Origin of the sequence: Salinadaptatus halalkaliphilus, assembly GCF_006543045.1 — an archaeon.
Classification (GTDB): domain Archaea; phylum Halobacteriota; class Halobacteria; order Halobacteriales; family Natrialbaceae; genus Salinadaptatus; species Salinadaptatus halalkaliphilus.
The window spans coordinates 137,383-161,600 of sequence record NZ_RBZW01000076.1 but is presented as its reverse complement, the minus strand read 5'-3'; the positions used below and the strand labels follow the sequence as shown (position 1 = coordinate 161,600).

At 62.2% G+C, this 24,218-nt stretch carries 22 protein-coding genes; 16 read left to right on the top strand and 6 right to left on the bottom strand.

Translation table 11 applies throughout. The annotated features are described in order from the left end of the window. The first annotated feature begins 11 nt into the window (after nt 1–11). From D8Y22_RS20930 to D8Y22_RS23215, 7 genes are all read left to right on the top strand, one after another. Nucleotides 12–617 carry an archaellin/type IV pilin N-terminal domain-containing protein gene (locus tag D8Y22_RS20930; protein ID WP_141466577.1) on the top strand — a complete coding sequence of 202 codons (606 nt, stop codon included), beginning with the start codon at nt 12–14 and terminating at the stop codon, nt 615–617. A gap of 2 nt (nt 618–619) precedes the next feature. Continuing rightward, nucleotides 620–1,405, top strand: a complete 786-nt coding sequence (locus D8Y22_RS20925) for an archaellin/type IV pilin N-terminal domain-containing protein (protein WP_141466576.1) — start codon at nt 620–622, stop codon at nt 1,403–1,405. A gap of 146 nt (nt 1,406–1,551) precedes the next feature. Further along, on the top strand, nt 1,552–2,106 hold the full coding sequence (locus D8Y22_RS20920) for a flagellin (protein WP_141466575.1): 555 nt from the start codon (nt 1,552–1,554) through the stop codon (nt 2,104–2,106). Then, entirely contained in the window at nt 2,107–2,592 is a 486-nt protein-coding gene (locus D8Y22_RS20915) for a flagellin (RefSeq protein WP_141466574.1), read from the top strand. Nucleotides 2,593–2,597: 5 nt separating this feature from the next. Next, nucleotides 2,598–3,833 carry a FlaD/FlaE family flagellar protein gene (locus D8Y22_RS20910; protein ID WP_141466573.1) on the top strand — a complete coding sequence of 412 codons (1,236 nt, stop codon included), beginning with the start codon at nt 2,598–2,600 and terminating at the stop codon, nt 3,831–3,833. Between the two features lie 233 nt (nt 3,834–4,066). Further along, nucleotides 4,067–5,794, top strand: coding sequence for an archaellar assembly protein FlaJ (gene flaJ, locus D8Y22_RS20905; RefSeq protein ID WP_141466572.1), 1,728 nt, complete (start codon nt 4,067–4,069; stop codon nt 5,792–5,794). Between the two features lie 96 nt (nt 5,795–5,890). Continuing rightward, a complete protein-coding gene (locus D8Y22_RS23215) occupies nt 5,891–6,025 on the top strand; it encodes a hypothetical protein (RefSeq protein ID WP_281282426.1) in 135 nt (44 codons plus the stop codon). 68 nt (nt 6,026–6,093) lie between these two features. Here the strand turns inward: D8Y22_RS23215 and D8Y22_RS20900 are convergent, their stop codons facing one another. After that, the gene (locus D8Y22_RS20900; protein ID WP_141466571.1) at nt 6,094–6,750 is read right to left on the bottom strand and encodes a DUF7500 family protein; all 657 of its coding nucleotides are present in this window, start codon (nt 6,748–6,750) and stop codon (nt 6,094–6,096) included. A gap of 312 nt (nt 6,751–7,062) precedes the next feature. On the opposite strand from D8Y22_RS20900, the gene D8Y22_RS20895 reads away from it, so the two are divergent. The 4 genes from D8Y22_RS20895 to D8Y22_RS20880 all read left to right on the top strand — a co-directional run bounded on the left by D8Y22_RS20895 (nt 7,063) and on the right by D8Y22_RS20880 (nt 12,100). Further along, the gene (locus D8Y22_RS20895; protein ID WP_141466570.1) at nt 7,063–9,231 is read left to right on the top strand and encodes a FlaD/FlaE family flagellar protein; all 2,169 of its coding nucleotides are present in this window, start codon (nt 7,063–7,065) and stop codon (nt 9,229–9,231) included. Beyond that, nucleotides 9,228–9,986 carry an ATPase domain-containing protein gene (locus D8Y22_RS20890; protein ID WP_141466569.1) on the top strand — a complete coding sequence of 253 codons (759 nt, stop codon included), beginning with the start codon at nt 9,228–9,230 and terminating at the stop codon, nt 9,984–9,986. The genes D8Y22_RS20895 and D8Y22_RS20890 overlap by 4 nt, the downstream gene beginning before the upstream one ends. Nucleotides 9,987–10,001: 15 nt before the next feature. Continuing rightward, entirely contained in the window at nt 10,002–11,675 is a 1,674-nt protein-coding gene (locus D8Y22_RS20885; RefSeq protein WP_141466568.1) for a type II/IV secretion system ATPase subunit, read from the top strand. A gap of 74 nt (nt 11,676–11,749) precedes the next feature. Next, on the top strand, nt 11,750–12,100 hold the full coding sequence (locus D8Y22_RS20880) for an ArsR/SmtB family transcription factor (RefSeq protein WP_141466567.1): 351 nt from the start codon (nt 11,750–11,752) through the stop codon (nt 12,098–12,100). A gap of 40 nt (nt 12,101–12,140) precedes the next feature. Here the strand turns inward: D8Y22_RS20880 and D8Y22_RS20875 are convergent, their stop codons facing one another. Beyond that, complete coding sequence (locus tag D8Y22_RS20875; RefSeq protein WP_141466566.1) at nt 12,141–12,581, bottom strand: cupredoxin domain-containing protein; 441 nt, start codon at nt 12,579–12,581, stop codon at nt 12,141–12,143. Nucleotides 12,582–12,686: 105 nt separating this feature from the next. Between D8Y22_RS20875 and D8Y22_RS20870 the strand changes: the two genes are divergently transcribed. Then, nucleotides 12,687–13,412: a protein sorting system archaetidylserine synthase gene (locus tag D8Y22_RS20870; protein ID WP_141466565.1), complete on the top strand. Its 726-nt coding sequence runs from the start codon at nt 12,687–12,689 to the stop codon at nt 13,410–13,412. 43 nt (nt 13,413–13,455) lie between these two features. Further along, nucleotides 13,456–13,959, top strand: coding sequence for a DUF7346 family protein (locus D8Y22_RS20865; RefSeq protein ID WP_141466564.1), 504 nt, complete (start codon nt 13,456–13,458; stop codon nt 13,957–13,959). Between the two features lie 114 nt (nt 13,960–14,073). On the opposite strand, the gene rad50 is transcribed toward D8Y22_RS20865, so the two are convergent. From rad50 to D8Y22_RS20850, 3 genes are all read right to left on the bottom strand, one after another. Further along, nucleotides 14,074–16,773 carry a DNA double-strand break repair ATPase Rad50 gene (gene rad50 / locus D8Y22_RS20860; RefSeq protein WP_141466563.1) on the bottom strand — a complete coding sequence of 900 codons (2,700 nt, stop codon included), beginning with the start codon at nt 16,771–16,773 and terminating at the stop codon, nt 14,074–14,076. After that, a complete protein-coding gene (gene mre11, locus D8Y22_RS20855; protein ID WP_141466562.1) occupies nt 16,770–18,068 on the bottom strand; it encodes a DNA double-strand break repair protein Mre11 in 1,299 nt (432 codons plus the stop codon). The genes rad50 and mre11 overlap by 4 nt, the downstream gene beginning before the upstream one ends. 174 nt (nt 18,069–18,242) lie before the next feature. Beyond that, the gene (locus D8Y22_RS20850) at nt 18,243–18,512 is read right to left on the bottom strand and encodes a MarR family transcriptional regulator (RefSeq protein ID WP_141466561.1); all 270 of its coding nucleotides are present in this window, start codon (nt 18,510–18,512) and stop codon (nt 18,243–18,245) included. Nucleotides 18,513–18,636: 124 nt separating this feature from the next. On the opposite strand from D8Y22_RS20850, the gene pan1 reads away from it, so the two are divergent. From pan1 to D8Y22_RS20835, 3 genes are all read left to right on the top strand, one after another. Then, nucleotides 18,637–19,854 (top strand): proteasome-activating nucleotidase Pan1, encoded by a 1,218-nt coding sequence (gene pan1, locus D8Y22_RS20845; RefSeq protein WP_141466560.1) that lies wholly within the window; start codon nt 18,637–18,639, stop codon nt 19,852–19,854. An 88-nt stretch (nt 19,855–19,942) separates the two neighbouring features. Next, the gene (locus D8Y22_RS20840; RefSeq protein WP_141466559.1) at nt 19,943–20,686 is read left to right on the top strand and encodes a helix-turn-helix domain-containing protein; all 744 of its coding nucleotides are present in this window, start codon (nt 19,943–19,945) and stop codon (nt 20,684–20,686) included. A gap of 135 nt (nt 20,687–20,821) precedes the next feature. Further along, nucleotides 20,822–23,392 (top strand): heavy metal translocating P-type ATPase, encoded by a 2,571-nt coding sequence (locus D8Y22_RS20835; protein WP_141466558.1) that lies wholly within the window; start codon nt 20,822–20,824, stop codon nt 23,390–23,392. On the opposite strand, the gene D8Y22_RS20830 is transcribed toward D8Y22_RS20835, so the two are convergent. Beyond that, on the bottom strand, nt 23,383–23,913 hold the full coding sequence (locus D8Y22_RS20830; protein WP_141466557.1) for a metal-dependent hydrolase: 531 nt from the start codon (nt 23,911–23,913) through the stop codon (nt 23,383–23,385). The genes D8Y22_RS20835 and D8Y22_RS20830 overlap by 10 nt on opposite strands. Between the last annotated feature and the right edge of the window lie 305 nt (nt 23,914–24,218).

The following is a 24,218-nucleotide window of genomic DNA, read 5'->3' as shown; positions in this document are numbered from 1 at the left end:
TAGAATTATACATGTTTGTCAACAACTCGGAATCGGATCGCGGTCAAGTAGGGATCGGTACGCTCATCGTGTTCATCGCGATGGTACTGGTCGCTGCCATTGCCGCAGGTGTACTGATCAACACGGCTGGTATGCTGCAGACGCAAGCAGAAGCCACCGGTGAAGAATCGACCCAGCAGGTCAGCGATCGACTGGAAATCGTGAGTATCTCGGGGACCGTTGACGATAGTAACGAAGTCGAAGATCTTCGATTCGTCATGGCGATGGCCCCAGGCTCCGATCCGATCGACCTGAACAAGACGACGGCTCAGTTCATCGGTGAACAGGGTGAGCAGACAGTTGTCATCGATGCCGATGCCACTAACGAGTACGTCAATAACATTCAGGGTGTCTCGGATGCTGATAACGATCCTGTCCTGACTGATACCAGTGATCGTGCTGAAGTCGTATTCACTGTCGGAGATGGATCTGATAATGAGATTGATAACAGTTGGGACAATCTCGAGGAAGGTGAACAACTAACGGTGATCTTCACGACGGATGCCGGTGCAACGACGCAAGCGGAGATCCGGGTCCCGACGACGATCACTGACGAGGATGAATCGGTGAGGCTGTAATCATGTTCGCAAACGAATCAACTGACAGAGGTCAGGTAGGGATCGGCACGCTTATCGTGTTTATCGCGATGGTGCTGGTCGCTGCCATTGCCGCAGGCGTACTGATCAACACGGCCGGCATGTTGCAGACGCAGGCCGAAGCAACGGGTGAAGAGAGTACTGACCTCGTCTCCGAGCAGATTGAAGTCACGAGTGAAGTTGGTATCGTCTCAGAGTATGACGACGGTATTGATGGTGGTGCTGACCGTGGTGAGCTCAGTGAAATTCGTCTCGGTGTAACTGGTGCCCCTGGTGCCGACGACATCGATCTCAATGAGACGATTATCCAGGTTGTCGCTCCAGAAGGACAGGAGAATCTCGTATTAGCAGGTCCAGAAGATGAAGATGAAAGTATTGCTGACGCTGAAGGGATTGATGTCCCAACGGGTGATGATACTGTTGATACTAATGACGCAGATGAAAATGCCTTACCCCGCCATATAGAAAGCGGTTACTTCGCAGTTGAGGACGATGACGGTAATTTCGTCCAACCGAGCGAGGCTGTTCTCACCGATGAGAATAGTGAGTTCACTATTCTGATCAACCCCAAGGTGGACCCGTTCGGTGAACATGATTCTATTAGTGATGGAGGAACCGAGCTAGATCTTGACAATCTTGATGATGAAGATGTCTTCGGTGAGGGCGACGAGGCAACCCTCGACATCGTCTCACCATCGGGCGCGACCTCGCAGGTTGAACTGCGATCGCCCGACCTCTACACTGAAGACGGTGAAGCAGTCCGGCTCTAAGCGGCTCTCAATCGAGTAATTCCTTTTCTTTGTCGGCTATTGCACTTGAGATGCGTCGCCGCACTCGCTACTGAGAGGCGGTACCGCCCCACGTCCGATGTGGCCAATGGGCTTTTAAGAATCTGAGATAACATCACAACTCGAGCATGGGGTTCAGTACGAGTGGCGCTGTCGTGGTCATCCTCATCGGCTTTTTAGTCGCCGTCAGCGTCATCGTCCCTACGATATTCAGCGTCGGGGCCTCGAGCGGGGAGGCCTTTTCCACGCAGGGTGACCAACTCCGGGACCAGGTCAACACCGATATCGAGATCGAGTCGTTCGAGGCGCCCGTCAACGAAACCGACGATATCGTCGATAGTCCGACCGTGAACGTCACGAACACTGGCTCGAGAACGCTCTCGGTGAGTGACACGGACGTGCTTATCGGTGGCGAGTATTATTCGACTCGAGATGTCGGTAGTAATTCCGTCACGACCGTTGTCGTCGGCGATGAGTACCGATCCGATACTGACGCCTGGCTTCCAGGATCACACCTCGAGATCGAGTTCAGCGAGTACCAGCTCGGGCCTCTCGATGTCGACGGCTACGACGACCATGATGATTTCGAGGAGGGAGACCGCATCAAAATCACGACCGAGGGCGGTATCTCCGATACCGCCGAACTGACGACGGTCGAAGAAACGGACGGAGGCGCCGAATAGATGGGCAGCGTCTCGGCCACCCACTTGATTATGTTCATCGGCAGCCTCGTCATCGCGACCGCCGTCGCCGGGACGGTCGTCGTCGAGGTCGGCCACGTGAGTAACTCGATCGAGGACCGAAGCGCTTCGGTCACCACCGAAATCGAAACCGAAATCGCGATCATCAGCGACGAGTCCCAGACCGACGCGATCGTTTCCGAGGACGGGCAGGGGAACCTCGATACGATAACCGTGCTGGTCAAGAATATCGGCTCCGAAGACATTCCTGCGGATCCGAGTGCGGTCGATGCGACCGTGGACGGCTCCTACACCACGGTAGACACTGTCTCCCACGTAGAGGAAGACGATGCGAGGACGTGGGAACCGGGTGGCGTCACCGAGATCGATCTCGCGATCGCCGACGAACAGGAACCAAGTGGCGACATCGACGTGACGATCATCGTCAGCGGCAACGAGGACACGATGACGTTCTACTACCCAGAGTAACAACCATGGTACTATTCAGCGAAATCGGGGGCGACCCCGACGATGAAACCGAGGACGGCGACGACGAGGACGACCTGTTGGGCGGCGCCGAGGACGGGATGATGGGCGCTGGCGACGATATGTTCGGCGGCGACGACGACCAGTCGGACGACGACGAACTCAACTATCGCTTAGACGAGATCGAAAAGGAGATCGACGGCCTTCAGGGCAAGGTCGAGACCGTCCGGGGCGAGAACGAACAGATCAGCGACTCCATCGAGAGCGTCGAGCGCAACGTCGACAAACTCGTCGACATGTACGAGATCGTCACCCACGGCGTCAACCCCTTCGCGGCCGACCAGGAGATCGGCGACGCTTTCGAGACCGCCACCGGCCAGGACGGCCTCATCGGCGCTGACGACGAAGACGAGATCGACCCCGACATCGCCGGTGCCGAAGCCGAGGACTTCCTCGGCGACGACCTCCCCATCGAGGACGAATCCGAAGATGACTTCGAGGACGTGACCGACGAACCGGCCGACGACGACCCCTTCGCGGACGACCCACTCGAGGACGAACCCATGGACGACGAGACGCTCGCGGACGATTCGGACGAACCGGACGACGACATCGAGCAGTTCCTCCCCGGCGAGGACGACGAGTCCTTCAGCGCGGATGGTGACGACGACCTCGAGGACGAGGCCGTCGCGGACGACCTCGATGACGACCCGCTCGAGGGCGATGCGGACCCACTCGAGGGTGACGCCGACGACCTCGAAGCCGACGACGGCGCGGACGACCCGTTCGCCGACGACGAGGACGAGGCCCTCGCGAGCGAGGAATCACTCGAGGCCGACGACGCCGAGGAGATGCCGACGATCGAAGACGAGGCCAACGGCGAGATGGGCTCGCCGCCGTATCTGGCCAGCCACCCCTCGCGTCCCGACGCCGAGATCACGACTCTGGACTGGCTCGCGTATCTCGTCGAGACGGCGGGCGTCGACGGGGCGGCCCAGACGATCGCCTACTACGAGTCGATCGACTGGATCGCACCCGGTATCGAGACCTACCTGCACACGCTACTGGCCGGCTTCGGCGAGGAGTCGACCGTCCCCGAGGACGACCCCGAGCCACGCTCCGGGCTGAGCACCGACGAACACAAACGCAGTCTGGCCTATATCTCCGCTATCGCGACCCCGGAAAAACGGGTCAGTCCATTCGACGACGGCACGCTCGAGGACGCCGAGACGCCCTCGCAGTAACTCGGTAGTCAGATCGCGGGAGCGCTATTGAGACGAACTCGAGTAATGATTCCCGTCACGAGTACCTGTCGTCCTCGAGGGGCCCACAACCGACTCGAACACGCCGGATCCGTTAGGGGACTGGCGAGCCCAGCGAGCCGGTAGCCAGAAGTTTTGTATGCTGTCCATCGAGAGACTCTGGTCGAGAATCGACTCGGGTGCGGTTCTGGTGTCAGGAGTCGACGACGGGTATCATGGGAATCGTTGGAAAGTCTACGGCTGCGGGCGAACTCGCCAAGTCCATCATTCAGGCCTACGACGAGATGGAGATGCCGACGCGGATCTACCTCCTCGTCGTGTTGTTACCGTCGGTATTCGTCTTCGTACTCACGATTCTGGCTGCAGTGGCGGTCGAGGCATTCTTTCTGGTTCGACTGCTGATTCCCGCACTTGGACTCTTGATCTTGCTGTCGGCGATCGGCTATCCGCGCCTGGCGGTCGACCAGCGCCGGATCGAGATGGAGAATCGGTTCCATCTGTTCGTCATCCACATGACGATTCTCTCGACGACAAACATCGACCGGATGGAGGTGCTTCGGCGACTCGCCCAGGAGGAGGAGTACGGCGAGCTCGCGGTCGAAGCCCAGAAGGTCGTCGATCTGGTCGACGTCTGGCACCTGAGTCTCGGCGACGCCTGTCGCCGCAGAGCGAAGGCCGTCCCCAGCGAGTCCGTCGAGGACCTCTTAGAGCGCATGGCCTACACGCTCGAGGCGGGCCAGGAACTCGACGAGTTCCTCTTTCAGGAACAGGACGTCCTGATCGAGAAGTATTCGACGGTGTATCGCCAGTCGCTCGGCAATCTCGACGTGCTGAAAGACCTGTATCTCTCCTTGATCATCTCGATGACGTTCGCGCTGGTGTTTGCGATCGTGCTCCCGTTGTTGACGGGGAACGATCCGACCATCGTCACGAGTATTGTCATCGTGTTGTTCATCTTCGTCCAGATCGGCTTTTTCTTCGTCATCCGCGCGGTCGTCCCCGACGATCCGATCTGGTATCTCGAGGAGGGGTATCGAACGCGGACGAAGAGACTCATGCTCGGCTCGACGATCGCTGGCGTCGGATTGAGCGTCCTGCTCATCGCCGGCATGACGGTCGCGTATCTCGCCCACCTACCGATACTCCCCACACTCGAGTTTACGGAAATTCCACAGTTACTGTACATGCCGATTGCGACCCTGCCCCTGATGATTCCGGGGATCGTCTTCTGGCACGTCGAACGACAGGTGTTCGAGCGCGACCGCGAGTTTCCGAACTTCATCCGTGCACTCGGGACCAGCGAAAGCGCAACCCAGAGCACGACGACCGACGTCCTCGCGACGCTTCGGACGAAGGATTTCGGGCCGTTGACCGAGAACGTCGACGAACTGTATCGACGGCTGAATATGCGTCTCTCGACCGAGAAGTCCTGGCGGTTTTTTACGGGCGACTCGCATTCGTTTTTGATCCAAAAGTTCAGCGAGATGTACCTGGTTGGCCGGGAAATGGGTGGCGGTCCGAAACGGCTGGGCGAACTCATCAGTACGAATATGAGCGAGATCGTCAACCTCCGCGAGGAGCGACGCCAACAGGCGCGAACGCTCGTCGGCGTCATCTACGGCATTACCGCCGCCTCGGCGTTCGCGTTTTTCATCGGCCTCGAGCTCGCGGTCATGCTCTCGAGTTTCGATATCGATTTGCAAGGCGACATCATCGGCGGCTCGTTGATCCACACCGAACAGTACGACGTTCCAATGCTGCGATTTCTGATCGTCCTCGTGTTGATCTTCAACGCGTTCATCTCGTCGCTGGTGTTGCGGGTTGCCGACGGCGGTCACTTCGGCAACTCCTATCTCCACTTTACGGCGTTGCTGTGGGTCGGCGCAGTCACGGGGACGATAACGGAGTGGCTCGTCGACTTGATTATCACGGTCGATCTCTGATGCCGACTGCCGTCCCGGGGACCCGACTCACCCTGCGAACCGCGAGTTCGTGGCCACAAGATCAAAGGGGTGAGCGTCGAATGGAGTCGACGTACAATGGACGCTGATCCCCTCCGATTCGTCCGCGAATCGCGTGGCATCGAATCGGCACACAGCGGCATCCTCCTGTTTGGGTTTTCGGTCCTGCTGTCGCTGTTTATGGGGGCAGTGATGTTCATCAACGGCGGCTGACTGGCCACGGGTTTGCGTCGATCGTCTTGTATGGCTGGTTCGGTCACGATCGTTCGAGGCCGAACCCGTTACTCGAGTGCGTCGAGTAGTTCGCCGATCGAACTCGAGCGCGAGAGACCACGTTGCTTCGCTTCTCGCCGGACCTCGTCGGGAGAAAGTGGGGACGAAAACTCAGACTTCTCGAACAGCAACGAGGCGGTTCGCTGGGTCGAGGTGTCACTCGCGACGTGTTGGGCGTACCAGAGCACGAGGTTGTCGAAGGTGCCGACGACGTCGTCCGAGGTCGTCCGGTGGCGGATGGTCGTCCCGTTGAACTGCGAGACGATATCCATCGCGTAGCGGGCGTTCGCTCGCTCGAGTTCGGTTGCCAGGACCGACCGTGCAGTTTCCGGGCTCTGGACTGGCTGTTGGGTGGCTGCGGGCTGTCGATTCGTTGCCGATTCGGCCGATGGCTCGGACGGCGTCGGGGTCGAGTGTGCACTCGACGGGTCGGACGATCGATCGGGCTGATTCGTCTCCCGATTCGATGGGGTCGGCGGCCGCTTATCAGCGGAGACGACGTACCGATCGTCGGCCACCTCGGCGACGTGTGGACTGTCGGTAAAATCGAGTTCGTCCGGCGAGAGCACGCCACCCGCCTCAGACGCCGTGGGTTGTTCGTTCGGTAAGACGGGTGGGACGTCTGCTTTTTCTTTGGGATCTCCCCCCTCGTTGCTATCGGTCATGGCCTCTCCACTGTGGGGGAGTTACACGCGCGGCGAAAAGAAACTGTTGCTCAGCGTAAGACTCTGCTGTGGGATAACGTATCGCCGACCGACACAATATTATCGGGAACTAGTGTAATACTAACCAGAACTCCGTTGATATCTTCCGAAAACCGGCCACAATTACTTAATACATCGATTCGCATAGTGTTTACAGATGACCGCTCGTAGTCCCGCCGACCGACCCAACACCCCCACATTCCGAACTCGGCGGCGGTCGACTACGGGAACACGCAATCGGACACAGCAGCGGACAACCGTGATGAGTTCACAATGTTACTATCCATAATCGGCGATATACTCGGCAGTGATGGCGAGAACGCCAATACGAGTTCCGGCGGTGGTGACGACGGAATCGGTGGCGAACTCGCCGGCAGCATGAGCGAAGACGAGCTACTCCCGGGTTCCGCGAGTTCCTCGGGTACGAACGACGCCGGTGGCGATGGGATCGACGGCACGACCGAGATCGGTGGTGGCGATGGCGGCGACGACACCATGGACGACGCCATGGGCGATGTCTTCGGCGACGACGGCGGCGACGACTTCGATCTCGAGGGCGGCGACGGCGAGATGGGCGACGAGATGTCGATCGACGGTATGGAAGCCGGTGGCGACGAGAGCGTCTCGAGCGAGGTCGAAGCCCGCGTCGAGGAGATGGAAAACGAGATCGGATCGCTGTCCTCGACGGTCAACACCGTTCAGAGTGAAAACGAGAAAATAAACGACTCGCTCGACGATATCGAGGAGAACATTCGAAAGCTCCTCGAGGTCTACGAGATGGTGACACAGGGGGTCAATCCCTTCGTCGAAGACGATTCGTTGAACGATACGTTCGGCCCCGGCGCCGGCGGCGATACAGCCGGCAGCGGGAACTTCGGCGGCCAGAGTCTCTTCGATACTGACGACGATGGCGAGAACGAGGAGTCGATGGACGACAACATCGCCGACGCCGACGCCGAGGAGTTCCTCGACGAGAGCATCATCGATGGCGACGACGAGGAGATGGACGACTTCGACGCGGACGACGAGGACGAATTCGCCCTCGAGGAAGACGGTGACGGCGACGACGACCTCGGACTCGAGGACGATGGCGACGACGCAGCCGGCGGCGACGACCTCTCTTTCGACGAGCTCAAATCCGAGTACGAATCGGGTGACGCGGATTGGGGCGAGGGTGCCGACGGCGAGAGCGACGACGCGGATGGCGCTATCGACAACGAATTTGCGGAGGACCGTGGGGAGACGGGAGACGACGAGTTCGAGAGCCTCGAGGACGAGCCAGCGGGTGACGAAGTCGCCAGCGACCCCGACGGCGCCGCCCTCGAGGACGACGCCGGTTCGCTCACAGACGACTTCGAGGCCGGCGAGGAGACACTCGAGGACGACGGGACTGCCACGGAGACGCCAGCCGACGAGCCGACGATTCCGTGGGACGACGGTGGACGGCCGTATCTGGCGACGGTTCCCGCGGAGTACGAAACCGAGTTCGTCGTGATGGACTGGCTCGACTATCTCGTCGGCGAGGCCGGCCTCGACGGGGCAGCCGAGACGATCCGGTTCTACGGGGCAATCCACTGGATCGGCGAGCCGGTCGAGCAGTACCTCCAGACGATTCTCAACGGATTCCACGGTGGCCCCGACGTCGAGGATCCCGAGCCCCGATCGGGACTCGGCGTCGATCACAAGCGGAGCCTCTGGCGGCTCACCCAGATTTCGACGCCGAAAAAGAACCGCCAATCCTACGAGGCCTGGCTCGAGGCCGAATCGACACCGATCCTCGAGACGCCAGCCGCCGTTGATCGCGACAGTGGCGCGTCCGATCTCGACATCACGGCCACCGCGTCAGCGCCGGATCCATCGGCGGCGAACGACGAGAACGCCCAGCACGAACAGACGGGTGCACAGCTAACCTACACGGAAGACGCTGTCGACGGCGTCGGGGACGACGACGCTATCGACGTCGACGTTGGTGACGACGGGACGGAACCGGATTCCGGGGCGACGAGCGCCGGCCCCTCCGACGGTGCCGACGAGCATCAGCTCTCGGCGGGCGAGGCACACACGATCACCATCGACGATTCCGGTAGCGGCGTCGACGACGTCGGTGACGACCCGGAACCGATCGAACGACCTGGGGCCGACGATGGGCTGGAACTGCCGGAGGCACAGGTCGACACCGACGGTGGGCAGATGATCTGGGTCGACTCCGACGTCGTCCTCTCGGACTCGGGTGTCGAACTTCAGCGAACGGCCGACCGTTCCGGGCAGGTCGAACGCGTCCAGTCGATGCTCGAGCCAGCGGGGGAACAATCGGACGACGATGGCTACGTCAAACCACTCGTCGTCTCGGAGGAGCGCGCCGATTTAGAATCGTGGCAGGTCGATCTCATTCGATCACTGTTCGCTCCTGAAGAAGACTCTGCGGTAGGGAAATCGACATGAGTACGTTCAAAAACATCTTTTCGATCGGGTTAGACGACCGAGATAGGCTCAACAAGGAACTCGGCGGCGGCATTCCGACCGGTAGTATCGTCTTGATGGAGGGGGATTACGGTGCCGGGAAAAGCGCCATCTCCCAGCGGTTTGCCTACGGACTGTGTGAAACCGGCAAATCCGTCACGGTGCTGTCGACCGAACTCGAGGTCAAGGGCTTTCTCGAGCAGATGGACTCGCTCAATTACAACGTCGAGGAACATCTCCTGTTCGAGAACCTGCTGTTCCTCCACGGCGACCTCGACAGCGGCGGCGTACTCTCTTCGACCGACGAGGAGGACAACCGTCAGGACCTCCTGACGGATCTGATGGACGAAGATACGCTCTGGTCGGCCGATGTCATCGTCATCGATACCTTCGATGCGATCCTTCGAAACGATCCGAAGTTCGAAGCGCTCGTTCGTGAAAACGAAGAGCGACAGGCCGCCCTCGAGATCATCTCGTTCTTCCGTGACATCATCTCACAAGGGAAGGTCATCGTCCTGACCGTCGATCCGTCGACGGTCGGCGAGGAAGCGATCGGCCCCTTCCGATCGATCGCCGACGTCTTCATCGAGCTCGAGATGATCGAGGTCGGCAACGACATCCGTCGACAGCTGTTCATCAAGCGATTTGCAGGGATGGGTGAACAGGTCGGCGACCGGATCGGCTACTCGGTCCGGTCGGGTGCAGGAATCGTCATCGAGAACCGCAGCGTCGCCTAGGACGGTGGTCGATCGATGACGGAAATGGGACGGCCGAAACCGTCGGACGAGCTACAGGAACTTGCTGCCCGTCGGCCACACCTCCGCGAACACTTGAAGAAGTTCAGGCAAATCACCGGCGAGTTCCCGGTGTTGATTCAGGAGCCGACCGCGGAATACGAGACGGCACATCCGAACGTCCTCTATCCCGTTGGCGGCCCGATATACAGCCATATTTACGGCGATGTCGGAACCAAGATGCAGTACTTCGCCGTCGAGCCGACGCTCTCGGAGGAAGAACAGGACGTCTTCCAGACGGTCAAAGACTCCTTGCTTCGCAAGAGTGCGGCGAAGAAAGCGCCCGACGGCGACGCCGAGTACGGCGACCGGATCGAAGAGTTGCTCAACGAGACGACCCACATCAAAGGTGAGGAGGTAGAGAACGTTCTCGAGCAGTTGAAGATCCGATTCCATCCCGGCATCCAGGAAGTTCCACAGGAAACCTACGAGAATATTCGGTATCGGCTCAATCGGGATATCGTCGGCCTCGGACCGCTCGAGCCGGTGATGCGCGATCCGGCAAACGAAGACATTCACGTCATTGGCCCCAACGAGTGTTACGTCGACCACGGGGTCTATGGCATGGTCGAAACGACGGTCGATTTCGGCACGGCCGAGGACTTCGACAACTGGCTCTCCAATATGGGCGAACGGATCGGGAATCCGATGACCGACGCCGAACCGATCGTCGACTCCACGCTTCCCGATGGCTCGCGTCTGAACGTCATCTACAGCTCGGACGTCAGTGTGAAAGGGCCGAGTCTCACCATCCGTCAGGGCGACGAGGTGCCGCTCTCGGTGACCCAGATTACGAACTGGGGGACGCTCTCGCCGCAACTTGCGGCCTATCTCTGGCTCTGTCTCGAGAACGAACGAACCGTCTTCGTCGTCGGCGAGACGGCGTCGGGGAAGACGACGACGCTGAACTCCATCATGACGTTCATTCCGCGGGACTCGAAGATCTACACCGCGGAAGACACCGCGGAGGTCCTGCCCCCACACGACACCTGGCAGCAGCTACTGACCCGTGAGAGCCGTAGCGAGGACAGCGCGGATGTCGACATGTTCAATCTCGTCGAGGCGGCGCTGCGTTCTCGCCCCGAGTACATCGTCGTGGGTGAGGTTCGTGGTGAGGAGGGTCGGATGGCCTTCCAGGCAGCCCAGACCGGCCACCCCGTCATGTTGACGTTCCACGCGAGCGACATTGTCTCGATGATCCAGCGCTTTACCGGCGATCCGATCAACGTCCCGGAGACGTTCATGGACAACGCCGACGTTGCACTCTTCCAGAACCGGGTCAAGCAGGGCGACGACGTCTTGCGACGCGTTACCAGCGTCCAGGAAATCGAAGGCTACTCCGAGGAGATGGAAGGCGTCGTTACCCGTCAGGTGTTCTACTGGGATCCTGTCGAAGACGAAATCGTCTTCCAGGGGATGAACAACTCGTACGTGCTCGAAGAACAGATCGCAACCCTGCTTGGCTACGCCGACACCCGCGACATCTACGACGACCTCGAGTTTCGCTCGAACATCATCGAACGAATGATCCAGGAGAACATCCTCGAGTATCACGAGGTCAACTCGACGATCGATGCATTCCAGCGCGACGGCATCGAAGGGCTGCCGTTCCACATTACACGACCGGACTGATCGATATGTACCACCTGTCGAATCATTCACGGTAACCATAAGATTCAATTTTGATAATTGATAACAGAAGAACGATGTCCCGTTCGGAGCGAAACGACGTGACCTCGGCGGCCGTCCTCTCGGCGCTTGGCAACAAGTACAGCGCCAAGATTCTCTGTGAAGCTGGCACGCCGAAATCAGCACAGACCCTCAGTGAGAACGTCGGAATTCCGATTGCGACGTGTTACCGCCGTATCGAGGAACTCGTCGACGCCGGACTATTGACCTGTGAGGGCCGACAGCTTTCCGAGGAGGGTCGCCGAACGAACATCTACCGACGAACGCTCGACGAGATCGAGGTCGACTTCTCTGGTGACGCTCCCGACTTCTCCCGGAAGCGCCGAACGGAAGCCAAAAATCGACTCCAAGACCAGCTCGAGGAGTAGTCCGCGGCCCCGAACTCGATTTCGTGCCACCGAGACGCTCTCACTCGGTCACGACGACAGAGCCGATCATACCGCCCGTCACGTGGGGTTCACAGATATAGTCGTACGTGCCGGCGACCGCGAACGTGTGTTCGAACGTCTCTCGAGTGCCAAGACGACCGCCCCGGTACTCGTGCCAGGCGTCTCGAGCGGTCGATTCGTCGTCGTAGTCGCCCGTCGCGAAGTACGCCCCATCGTCTGGAACGCTGTTCTCGAGGGCCGTCACGGTGTGGTCGGCGCCGCTCGTGTTCTTCCAGACGACGGTCTCGCCGACGCGTGCCTCGTACGTTTCGGGGACGAATTCGTTGCGGGTCATGCCGATGTCGCAGTCCTCGCCGCGACAGAGTTCGTCGTCGTCGAAGGCAGAGAGCACGGACGAACAGCCTGCGAGGCTCACGGCCGCGCCAGTCCCGACAGCGGCGAGATAGCAACGCCGGTTCATGTCGCTGGGTTAGGCGGGTCGTGATATAACGAACCCGGTTCGTTCCCAGTCGACCGGAACCGAAAACGAAAACAGGTAAGAAGGGTGCCCGCCGAATCCGGGAACATGCTTCCTCGATTCGTCGGCCGCCTCGGCGTCGCCGACGCAGTGACGGTCGCCAACGCTGCGTTGGGATTCGTCGCGGTCGTCGTCGCGTTCGTCGACATCGACCTGGCGGCGCGACTCATCCTGCTGGCGGCCGTCGCCGACGGACTCGACGGCATCCTCGCGCGACGGTACGGCGGCACCGACGCCGGCCCCTATCTCGATTCGCTGGCCGATGTCGCCTCCTTTGCGGTCGCACCGGCAGTCCTCGCGTTCGTCGTCGTCAGCGACGGCCTTGGAATCGGCTTCGAGGCGGTCTCCCCCGCGCTCTTGCTCGTGACGGTCGTCTGTGCGTTGTTCGTCGCGATGGCGGTTGCGCGGCTCGGGCTCTACACCGCCTACGACACGGCCGAAGCCTACACCGAAGGCGTCCAGACGACGCTCGCGGCGACGATTCTCGGCGCCGCGATCCTCGCCGATGTCGCCGGTCCCGTGCTCGTCCTCGCGATCACGGGCGCGTTCTGCTATCTCATGGTCTCGCGAATCCCCTATCCCGATCTGCTGGCCCGCGACGCCGCCATCATGGGCGTCGTCCACGTGCTGGCGATTCTCGTCCCCGAATTTGCCAACCGTTCCTTTCCGTTCGCACTCCTGATCCTCGGACTCGCGTACATGACCTTCGGCCCGTGGCTCTACTGGCGAGGCGGTTCCTGGCTGGGGACGGTCGACGCCCACGAAAACTTCTAAACCCGCTGCCCCCATTACCGATAGCAGACGACGGACCCCACCCATGCAAACCGTCCAGGACGACACCGGCAGACGCTACCTGTTGCTCAAACACGCCGATCACGCGAGTCTCGTTCGCGATCCCGAAAGTGGCAACGAGTGTTACATCCAAAACGACCGCCTCGAGTCGGTCGACGAACGGCCGCTCGAGACGGCTGCGACGATGATTCCCGACTCGGTTCGCAGCCTCGTCACGAGCGTCCACGACGAGCACACCCTCGGGTTGCTCGTCGAACTCGACGCGCGCGGGCCACTCGGCGTTCGGACGCTGCTCGACGCCTACGATGTCTGTGAGAGTGATCTACACGGTCAGCTGACGGTGCTGAAAGCGTCGGGGCTGCTCGAGGAGACCGATGTCGACGGCCAGCGCGGTTACCGGACCACCGAGACGTGTACGACGGCGCTCGACGCACTCGCCGACCCGTCGTCCGGATCGCGATCGAGCGACGCCTCCGAAACGCTCGCTGATACCGCCACCGAGGGTAGCGATCTCGAGTTCGATCCCTGATACGGACTGCTGTACCGATGTACCGGCGCTACCGCAGGATGGCTCGCGGTTGCGCCGGAAATGACGTACGTACAGCAGACCGTATGAATCGACGGACTCGATCGACGTGATCGCTCAATCGGACGCAAGCAGCGCCGCCGCCGGCGTCTCGTCGCGCTCGAGTCGCGACCGATTCGACGTCGCGTCCTTTTCGACGCGGACCACCGAGTCGGCCGCACCGACGAGTTCTTCGTCGTGACTGACGAGGACGATCTGTTCGACCCCGAGGTCGCGCATCGACTCGACCAGTTCGACGAGTTGCGTGACGTGGCCCGAGTCCAGAAAGACCGTCGGCTCGTCCAGGATGAGCGGCGGCATCGGGGCGGTTCCCTCGACGCCTTCGGCCAGCAGCCGGTAGATCGCACACCGGAGGCTGAGGTTGAACAACGCACGTTCGCCGCCCGATAGCTGTTCGGGATCAAGCGCCTCGCCGTCTTTCTGATAGACCGTCAGCCGGTAGTCGCCGTCGAGTTCGATCGAGGCGTACGAATCGTTCTGGTAGATGAGATCGAACGTCTCGTTCAAAAGTCGTTCTAGGGTCTCGACGTTTCGCTGGCGCAGCTCCGAGCGCAACTCGCCATAGGTCGTCTGCAAGGTCTCTGCCTCGTCGTACAGCGACTCGAGTTTCGCGTACCGATCCTCGAGGGCAGCCAGACGGTCGCGCAAGCGCTCGAGTTCCTCGAGTTCGTTCTCGACGGCGCCGATGGCGTTCTGGATCTCGTCGCGGTTTGCGTCGAGTTCGTCGAGTTTCTCGTCGACGTTCTCGATGTAGCTCTGTGCCTTTTGCTTGTCCTCGCGGGCCGTTTCGACCTGGTTTTCGTCGAACTCGTCCTCGAGATCTCGCTTGCGGTCGCGTTTGTCCGAGAGCGTCTCGCGGCGCTCGTCGTTTATCTTGCCCCAATCCTGGCGCCGCTCGCGTCGCGTCTCGATCTCGCTCGCGATATCCGCGCGTTCGGCGACGATCTCTTGGAGCCGATGGTACGTTTCGAGAGTGTTCTTGATCTCGGCGCGTTCGGTGTTGATCTCGCCGATCCGCGACCGCGTCGCCTCGAGTTCGTCCTCGATCTCGGCCGCCTCGTTGCGTTTTTCCTCGGCGTCGGCCGCGTACTCGCTCGCGTCCTCGCGCAACTGCTTGCGGTGCTCGCGCCGGTCGGCAAGGGCCTCGCGTTTCTCGGTGAGCAACTGAGTGACGTTCTCGCGGTTGTTCTCGAGGCGATCGACGCGTCGCTCGGCCTCGCGAAGCCGTTCGGCGCGAGCGATCCGCTCGTCGAGATCGTCGCGATCGGCCTCGAGGTCCTCGAGCCGATTCTCGAGATCGGCGAGTGCCTCGCGTTTGTCCTCGAGCACGTCGACGTGGGGGGACTCTTCGACGGGCTGGCCACACTCGGGGCACTTCCCTTCCTCGCGGAGGCGCTCGCCCTCCTCGATGGTAGCTTCGACCGTCCGAATCTCGGCCGTGAGTTCGTTGCGCTCTGCCTCGAGATCGTCGCGGTCGGCCTCGAGGTCCTCGAGGTGGGTGTCGGCCTCGCCGAACGCGATCGGCGCGTCCTCGAACCGCTCGCGTGCGGCCTCGATTTCCTCGGCGAGTGTCTCGAGTTTGGCTTCGCGGTCCTCGATCGTCGCCTCGTCGGCCGCCAGTGTCGAGGCGAGATCGGCGGCTTCCTCGCGGGCCTGTTCGGCCTTCGTCTCGCAGTCGTCGGCCGCTTCGCGGAGCCGTTCGATCGCCTCGGTCTTCGAGTTGATCTCGACGCGAACGTCCTCGAGGTTGTCCCGCAGGTCCTCGTCGCGGGCTTCGAGGTCGTCGATCCGGCGCTCGAGCGCGTCCTCGTCGACGCCGTCGACCGAGTCCGAACCGGCGTCGGCGTCGATCTCGGTGAGTAGCTCGTCGCGCTCGTCGGCGAGTTCCTCGCGTTCGGTCTCGAGCTCGCTGATCGCATCGCCGGCATCCTCGCGTTTGCGTTCGGTCTCGGTGATCTTCGAGCGAAGGCGTTCGATATCCGCTTCCAGCGTGTCGATCTCCTCGCGGGTTTCCTCGTGGCGCTCGAGGACCTCGATCGCGGTGTCGCGGGTTTCGACGGCCTGTTTGCGCTGTTGCTCGTAGCGGTCGATCTCCTCGCTGATCTCGGCCAGTCGCGACTCGAGGCCGTTGAGACGGTCGTGAAGCTCTTTCTGTTCTTTCTGTTCGACTTGCTTGCTGACGTCGTCGATGACTTCCTGCTGGCCGTCGAGGACGGTCTTGACCCCCAGCCGGGCGTCGCTTGCGCGCTCGCGGTACTCCTCGAGGGCACCCAGTTGCAGGAGGTCGTCGATCATGTCCTGGCGGTCGCTGGGCGAGGCGTGGATGAGCTTGTTGACTTCGCCCTGGCGGACGTACGCGCAGTTGACGAACGCTTCGGCGTCCATCCGCAGGAGCGTCGTGATCTCGTGGCGGACGTCGCGAGCCCCTTCGATCGTCTCGGTGGGCGTCTCGAGGACACATTTCGTGGTTGTCGCCCGGTCACCGCGGCGCTTGAGGTGGCGTTCGACGCGGTAGTCCAGCCCGTCGTGGGCGAACGCGAGTTCGATCTCACACTCGTCTTCACCGGTCGTGATCACGTCGTCTAAGGTGCGGTCGTCGAGGGATTTCGAACCGTACAGCGCGAAGAAGACCGCCTCGAGCAGGGTCGACTTCCCGCTGCCGTTGACGCCGTGGACGATCGTCACGCCGCGCTCGAGGGCGAGTTCGCTCTCGCCGTAGCACTTGAAATTTTGCAGGCGAACCCGATCCACTCTCACGCGAAATCACCCAGCGAGGCGTCTGCAGCGTCGGGATCGGCTTCCTGATCGCTATCCGGTGGTGTCACACTCGTTTCAGGGGTCTGACTCTCCTCGCTGTCGGCCGTCGACCCGGAGTCATCGAGTTGGTCCGCGACCGTCGTCACGTTCTCGTCGCTCGGTTCGCGTTCGGGTGCCGGCTCGAATGCCGCGTCGTCGTCCTCAAGTAGCTCCCTGACGCGGCGCTCGACCGACTCGCGGACGTTGGCGTCGGCCAGATCGTCGTCACGGACCGTCTCGTCGATCTCGAGGGCCGCGTCGCTGAGCCCGAGATCGCGGATTCGATCGCGGACGGCGTCGTCGGGATCGGCGAAGCTCACCGAGACGGCCTCTTCCTCGTCGGGGAGCTCGCGTCGGTCGTTGACGCGGGCGACGAGGGCACCGCGGTCGATGGCCAACTCCTCGATCGACGCCGGCGTAATCGGCCGGCCGTCGCCTTCGATGGTGACGACGACGACGGCATCGTCGACCTCGTGCTGGCGAACCCGTTCCTGGACGCGGTCGACCCCCTCGCTCTCGGCCAACTCGACGTCGACGAAGACGAACTCCCGGGTCGAGGTGAGCCCGCGTCGGGAGATCGCAACCTCCTCGTCGAACTCGAGGCAGTTGTACCCCCGCGGTTCGCGCTCGCTCGCGCTCGCGCGCTCGGTCGACCCGCAGTAGGTGACCCACGTGTCGTCGACTTGGGCGGTGTGGGCGTCGTGGTTGTCCCCGAGCAGGACGGCGTCGAAGTCGACGGTCGATTCGGCGAGCAGGCGTTGGGTATCCCAGTCGGCGTGGGGGAAGGGTTCGAAGAGGCCGTGGCTCACGAGCGTGGCGTACTCGGCGTCGTCCGGGAGCGGAGCGAACTCGTACTCGAGGTCCTCGCGACGGGACCGTGGGACGAAATCGAGCCCGTAGAAGGCGACATCGCCGATTACCGTCGGTTCAGCGTCGAGTCGGGTTGCCAGCCCGAGATCGGCAAAGAGATCGAGCCACTGGGCGTCGCGTTTACCCTCGTGGTTGCCGACGACGGCGAGGAAGGGCACGTCGGCGTCGGCGAGCGTTCGCAGAATCTCGACGGTGCCCTGAAGGTCGATCAAACTCGGTCGTCGGTCGTGAAAGAGGTCGCCGGCGTGGACTACGGCGTCGACATCGTCGGCAATGGCATCGTTGGCGACCTGCTCGAACGCCTCGAGGAAGTCCTGGCGGCGCGCGGGCGAGTTGTATTGCTGATAGCCGATGTGGGTATCGCCCGTGTGGAGCACCCGTGTCATTGCACGGTGGTTGGTCGGCCGTCCCTAAAGGGATTCCGCGACCGCGGTGAAAGTGAAGCGAACCGAAACGATAGCGACGACGAGAAACGAGTCATACGGTTTACTGTAACGAGTTACCGGCCCAGCCGCCGCCCGGGTCGCGGCTGGGCCGGAAATGACTTACAGTAAACCGTATCAGGACTCGATATCCAGGCTGTAGAGGCGCTTTCGAGCGTCCGAGAAGGAAAACCGGGAGTCGATGACGTTTTCTTCGTCGAGGCGGTTCAGTGCGTACCGAACCGTCCGCGAGGGCAGCATCGTCTCGTCGGCGAGTTGCTGTTGGGTCATCGTGTCGTTGTACTCGAGAACTTTTGCGACGAGTTTTGCACTCGGGGGAAGATCGCGTACGTCGTCCCAGGTTCCCGGGGTGTCGGCGTCCTGCGAGATCGACTCTGAAGCACTCATCGTATACTCGTATCGAATACAGGGTGATAATATTTTCTGTTTCGTATTATGTCCTTCAGTTATAATTCTCGGCGAACTGTGCCGACCCGAAGTCTCTTATGAACCAACACCCAATGGACGGGTGATGAGCGACACTGTGGACGACGTCGACCTCCCATACGACGAGGACGAGGCGTCCCAACAGGAGAAAATCCAGACGCTCGAGGAACGCCTGGAGATCCTCGAGGCCCAAAACGAGGAGATGCGGGACAAGCTCCTCGATGCTAACGCCGAGAACAACAAGTACCAGCAGAAACTCGAGCGGCTGACCCACGAGAACAAGAAACTGAAACAGTCCCCGCTGTTCGTCGCCACGATCCAAGAGATCACGGACGAAGGCGTCATCATCAAACAGCACGGGAACAACCAGGAGGCACTGACCGAGGTCACCGAAGAGATGCGCGAGGAGTTAGACCCCGACGATCGGGTCGCGGTCAACAACTCGCTGTCGATCGTCAAATCGCTCTCGAGTGAGACCGACGTTCGCGCCCGCGTCATGGAAGTCACCGAGAGCCCCGAGGTGAGCTACGAGGATATCGGCGGACTCGAAGAGCAGATGCAGGAGGTTCGAGAAACCGTCGAGATGCCCTTAGAGAAGCCCGACGCCTTCGAGGATGTCGGGATCGATCCGCCAAGCGGCGTCTTGCTGTACGGTCCACCAGGGACCGGTAAGACGATGCTCGCGAAAGCCGTCGCCAACCAGACCGACGCCACCTTCATCAAGATGGCCGGTTCGGAACTGGTTCACAAGTTCATCGGCGAGGGTGCGAAACTCGTCCGTGACCTGTTCGACGTCGCTCGCGAACACGAGCCTGCGGTGATCTTCATCGACGAGATCGACGCCATCGCCGCCAAGCGAACCGAATCGAAGACCTCCGGCGACGCCGAGGTCCAGCGGACGATGATGCAACTGTTAAGCGAGATGGACGGCTTCGAGGATCGCGGCGAGATCCGCATCATCGCCGCCACCAACCGCTTCGACATGCTCGATCGGGCCATCCTCCGACCCGGTCGCTTCGACCGACTCATCGAAGTGCCAAAGCCTAACGACGAAGGCCGCGAGATCATCTTCGACATCCACACGCGCGACATGAACGTCGCCGACGGGGTCGACTTCGCGCAACTGGCCGACGACGCCGAGGAGGCCTCCGGCGCCGATATCAAGGCCGTCTGTACGGAAGCCGGGATGTTCGCCATCCGCGACGACCGGACCGAAATCCAGATGCAAGACTTCCACAACGCCTGGGAGAAAGTCCAGGCCGACTCCGACGAGACCGACGACATCTCGAAGACCTTCGCCTAACCTGGCCCGGCGATTTCTCCTGTTGACTGTTCGACGGCCGGCGTCGACGAGCGAGCAGCCTTTGTCGATTGCCACCCTACACGTTCCTATGAGAGAATTCGTCTTCGCCCTCGAGTACGAACCGGGCACGAACCCGGTTGCCGACGTACTCGCCGAGTATCCCGAGACCGCGGTCCGCTCGCTATCCTGTCACGTCAGCGCCGACAGCCTCTGGCGCGTCGACCACGCGACCGGCCCCGACAACGCCCTCGAGGCCCTAGAACGCGCCTACGCGAACGCCGACTACTTCGCGGACTGTCTCGTCAAGGACGACTGCGGCGCCGACTGCGAGGTGCAGGTCCTCGACCGCTCGAGCGACGAACTCGTCGTCTACACCTACTGGGAGCGCACCGAGCTCTGTACGTCGGTGCCCCACGTCGCCTTGGAGCACCTCGGTGACGGACTCCTCTTCGAGACCTACCGCGAGGGCCGGCGCTACCGCTGGCGGATCGTCCTCGCCAGCGACGCGCCGATCCACGACTTCTTCGACGCGCTGGGCGAGGAAGTCGGCGAGTGTACCGGCATCGAGATGCTTCGACTGACCGAACTCGATCCCGGCCGAAACGGGATCGCCCCCGACGAATCGATCCCGCTCGAGCAGCGTGAGGCCCTCGCAGCCGCCGTCGAACACGGCTACTACGAGACGCCACGGGAGATCGAACTCTCGGAACTCGCGGAGCGGGTCGGAATTCCACGCTCGACGCTCTCGTATCGACTCAGGCGAGCCGAAGCATCGCTCGCGTCGGCGTTCGTCGGCGACGAGTCGATAGAACAGCTCGCGGCGCGGTTGTAGTTCTGCTGACCGCGTTGTGCATCGAAGACGTGGTCGAAATACGGCCATCCCGACACCTCGCCCTGGCCCGGGCCGACACTCGAGTTGGCACACGCCAAATAACCCGTAAGATGATCGACCCGCTAGGAGCCAGTAATGAGCGATTCATCTCCCGCCGTGCCGCCCGATCCGGACGCGAACCGCACCCTCGAGCTACGAGTCCCGGATATGGACTGTCCCTCCTGTGCGGGCAAGGTGACCAACAGCGTCGAGCGCCTCGAGGGGATCGACGCGCTCGAGCCGCAGGTGACGAGCGGGCGGCTGGTCGTCGAGTACGACCCTACGGCGACGAGCGAGGCAGAGATCCGCGAGCGGGTACAGGCGGCCGGCTACGCGATCGACGACGATTCGTCGGCCTCGGAGCTGACGGTCTCGGTCCCGGACATGGACTGTGCCTCCTGTGCGAACAAGGTCGCAAACGCCCTCGAGGGGCTCGAGGATGTCTCGGCGGTCGAAACACGGCCGACGTCGGGGCGGGTCACCGTCACGGCGAGCGAAGGAGCCGATTCGGGAGCCATCGTGGCGGCAATCGAGTCGGCCGGCTACGAGGCGGCCCCGCTCGCGGACGACGCCGCCGGGTCGATCGGTGACGAGCGCGCGGTCTGGCGGAGTCGACGAGCCCTCGGCACGGCGATCGGTGGCGTGCTCGTCGCCGTCGGAATCGCTCTCGAGTTCGTCGTCCCCGGCATCGATCCGTTGCTTGGCACCGTCGCGGGTCGGTCCTACGAACTGTCTCACCTCCTCTTTATCGCGGCTGCCGTCGTCGCGGGGACGCCGATCCTGCGAAACGGCTACTACTCCGCGCGCAATCGCAGCCTCGACATCGACTTCCTGATGAGCGTCGGGATCGTGGCAAGCGTCGCGGCCCACCACCCTTTCGAAGGGGCGATGCTCGCCGTGCTGTTCTCGGTCGCGGAGCTCTTAGAGCGCTTCTCGATGGATCGCGCGCGAGACTCGCTGCGCGAGTTGATGGACCTCTCGCCCGACACGGCGACGGTTCGCCGAGCGGACGGAAGCGAGGAGACGATCCCCGCCGACGACCTCGAGATCGGCGATACCGTGATCGTCAGGCCGGGCGAGAAAATCCCCGCCGACGGTACGGTCCTCGAGGGCCAGAGTGCAGTCGACCAGTCGCCGATCACGGGCGAGAGTGTCCCAGCCGACAAGAGCGAGGGCGACGAGATTTACGCCGGCACCATTCCCGAGTCGGGTTACCTCGAGGTCGCGGTCGAGAGCGAGGCCGACGACTCGACGATCGCCCGGATCGTCCGGATGGTCGAGGACGCCGAGCGCGAGAAGACCGACCGCGAACAGTTTATCGATCGGTTTGCGAGCGTCTACACGCCGATCGTGGTCGCGCTGGCCGTCGCGTTCGCCCTCGTTCCGCCCTTGCTTTTCGGGGCGTCGTGGAGCTACTGGTTCCTCGTCGGACTGACGCTACTCGTGATCTCCTGTCCCTGCGCGCTCGTCATCTCGACGCCGGTCAGTGTCGTCTCGGGGATCACGAGCGCCGCACGAAACGGCGTGCTCATCAAGGGCGGCCGTCACCTCGAGACTGCCGGCGAAACCGACGTACTCGCGGTCGACAAGACGGGGACGCTGACGGAGGGCGACCTCTCCATCACCGACGTGATTCCTCTCGAGGGGGCCGACGAGGACGAGGTTCTCCGACGGGCGAGCGCCGCCGAACGGCGCAGCGAGCACCCGATCGGGCAAGCGATCGTTGGCTACGCCGACGAGCAGGGCGTCGGTCAGAACGGCAGTGACTCGGAGCCAGACGACGATCACGACCTCGAGGTCTCGAACTTCGAAGCGCTGACCGGCGAGGGCGTCCGCGCCGATGTCGACGGCGTGACCCACTACGTCGGCAAACCGGGTCTCTTCGACGGGCTGGCGGATCTCGAGCACGCTCACGCGACGACTGACGGTGGCGCCACGCTTTCGGGCATGGGCTACGAGACGACCCCCCAGTGTGACCGCGAGTGCTGTCTGGATGTCCTCACGGAGGTCGTCCCGGACCTCGAGTCCGAGGGCAAGACTGTCGTGGTCGTCGGTACCGACGAGCGACCGATCGGCGTGATCGCCGTCGCGGACCGCGTTCGCCCCGAGGCCGAGTGGGCCGTCTCGAGGGTACAAGAGCAGGGCATCCGCGTCGTGATGCTCACCGGCGACAACGAGGGGACCGCTCGCGCCATCGCCGAGGCGGTCGGTATCGATGAGTACCACGCCGAACTGCTGCCCGACGAGAAACTCGAGTGGATCGATCGTCTCGACGATGGTGGACCCGACGCCGACGACAATCGCGTCGCCATGGTCGGCGACGGTATCAACGACGCGCCCGCGCTGGCGACCGCGAGCGTCGGCATTGCGATGGGTGCCGCAGGCACCGATACGGCCCTCGAGACGGCCGACGTGGCGCTGATGGGTGACGACCTCACCCGGCTGCCGTACCTCTTCGAGCTCTCGGGGACGGCAAACGGCGTCATCCGTCAGAACATCTGGGCGAGTCTGGCCGTCAAGGCTGTCCTGGCCGCCGGCGCCCCCGTCGGCATCGTCACGGTGATCCACGCCGTCGTCATCGGGGACATGGGGATGAGCCTCGGCGTCACCGGCAACGCGATGCGACTCGCGAACGTCGAACCCGAGACGCCCGACGATCACCCGTAGCGATCGCGAACGAGGTCGAGCCCAGGCATTCCGTTGCGCCACCATAGCGCGACCCCACCGAGAAAGATCACCGCCTCGAGCCACAGCGTCGTCGCCTCGAGGCCTAGCCCGGGGACCGTTCCCAGCGGTTTGACGCCGGAGTACTCCGGCATCTGCGTGGCCGGCCACAGCAGGAAGCCGAGTTCGTGGTAGTCGTCGGCCAGGACGTGCCAGGGGATGTCGGTCGCGACGTGGGAACTGTAGCCGATCGCGAAGGCGACGCCGAGCCGGTCTCGGCCGCGCCGTCGAGCGACGAGCCACGCCAGCGCGACGACGGGAACGGCAAACAGCAAGGAGTGACCGACCGTCCGACCAACGGGCGTGATCCCCGCGTGGTACAGCGGTTGATCTAGCAGGTCGGGGATCGTCGCGGCCACGATCGCTACGGTCGCCGGAGTCGATGCCGGTGGATTGCCGTCCGCCCAGCGGGCGTAGGCCGCATAACAGAGATAGCCGACGACCGGATGAACGACCGGTTGCACGGACGGCTCTACGATCGCAACCCCCCTAAATTCCCGGCCGGAATGGTGATCCCGACATGTCCATTAGAGCGACTGAAATCCTCGAAACCGGACGATCCATGCTGTTTGGGACGACACGTATAGGTGTCCGCCACCTCTGTTGCATTGATGACACCACAACCGTCCGATACCGATAGGTCGCGCGAACTGGGACGGACGAGGGCCGCTCGAGCTGCCGGGATCGAGCGAACGATCGGGCGACCCGTGGACGGGTTCGGCTCGCTGCGGTGGCCGGCGGTCGGTGGGAGGCGTTTGCGACTGCGACC

What these genes read in the sequence shown, in the direction of transcription:
- D8Y22_RS20930 (WP_141466577.1), top strand. Translation starts at nt 12, where the DNA reads ATGTTTGTCAACAACTCGGAATCGGATCGCGGTCAAGTAGGGATCGGT.
- D8Y22_RS20885 (WP_141466568.1), top strand. Translation starts at nt 10,002, where the DNA reads ATGACGGAAATGGGACGGCCGAAACCGTCGGACGAGCTACAGGAACTT.
- D8Y22_RS20865 (WP_141466564.1), top strand. Translation starts at nt 13,456, where the DNA reads ATGCAAACCGTCCAGGACGACACCGGCAGACGCTACCTGTTGCTCAAA.
- D8Y22_RS20920 (WP_141466575.1), top strand. Translation starts at nt 1,552, where the DNA reads ATGGGGTTCAGTACGAGTGGCGCTGTCGTGGTCATCCTCATCGGCTTT.
- pan1 (WP_141466560.1), top strand. Translation starts at nt 18,637, where the DNA reads ATGAGCGACACTGTGGACGACGTCGACCTCCCATACGACGAGGACGAG.
- D8Y22_RS20875 (WP_141466566.1), bottom strand. Translation starts at nt 12,581, where the DNA reads ATGAACCGGCGTTGCTATCTCGCCGCTGTCGGGACTGGCGCGGCCGTG.
- D8Y22_RS20910 (WP_141466573.1), top strand. Translation starts at nt 2,598, where the DNA reads ATGGTACTATTCAGCGAAATCGGGGGCGACCCCGACGATGAAACCGAG.
- D8Y22_RS20870 (WP_141466565.1), top strand. Translation starts at nt 12,687, where the DNA reads ATGCTTCCTCGATTCGTCGGCCGCCTCGGCGTCGCCGACGCAGTGACG.
- D8Y22_RS20900 (WP_141466571.1), bottom strand. Translation starts at nt 6,750, where the DNA reads ATGACCGATAGCAACGAGGGGGGAGATCCCAAAGAAAAAGCAGACGTC.
- flaJ (WP_141466572.1), top strand. Translation starts at nt 4,067, where the DNA reads ATGGGAATCGTTGGAAAGTCTACGGCTGCGGGCGAACTCGCCAAGTCC.
- D8Y22_RS20925 (WP_141466576.1), top strand. Translation starts at nt 620, where the DNA reads ATGTTCGCAAACGAATCAACTGACAGAGGTCAGGTAGGGATCGGCACG.
- mre11 (WP_141466562.1), bottom strand. Translation starts at nt 18,068, where the DNA reads ATGACACGGGTGCTCCACACGGGCGATACCCACATCGGCTATCAGCAA.
- D8Y22_RS20895 (WP_141466570.1), top strand. Translation starts at nt 7,063, where the DNA reads ATGTTACTATCCATAATCGGCGATATACTCGGCAGTGATGGCGAGAAC.
- D8Y22_RS20880 (WP_141466567.1), top strand. Translation starts at nt 11,750, where the DNA reads ATGTCCCGTTCGGAGCGAAACGACGTGACCTCGGCGGCCGTCCTCTCG.
- D8Y22_RS23215 (WP_281282426.1), top strand. Translation starts at nt 5,891, where the DNA reads ATGGACGCTGATCCCCTCCGATTCGTCCGCGAATCGCGTGGCATCGAA.
- D8Y22_RS20840 (WP_141466559.1), top strand. Translation starts at nt 19,943, where the DNA reads ATGAGAGAATTCGTCTTCGCCCTCGAGTACGAACCGGGCACGAACCCG.
- D8Y22_RS20915 (WP_141466574.1), top strand. Translation starts at nt 2,107, where the DNA reads ATGGGCAGCGTCTCGGCCACCCACTTGATTATGTTCATCGGCAGCCTC.
- D8Y22_RS20850 (WP_141466561.1), bottom strand. Translation starts at nt 18,512, where the DNA reads ATGAGTGCTTCAGAGTCGATCTCGCAGGACGCCGACACCCCGGGAACC.
- D8Y22_RS20890 (WP_141466569.1), top strand. Translation starts at nt 9,228, where the DNA reads ATGAGTACGTTCAAAAACATCTTTTCGATCGGGTTAGACGACCGAGAT.
- D8Y22_RS20835 (WP_141466558.1), top strand. Translation starts at nt 20,822, where the DNA reads ATGAGCGATTCATCTCCCGCCGTGCCGCCCGATCCGGACGCGAACCGC.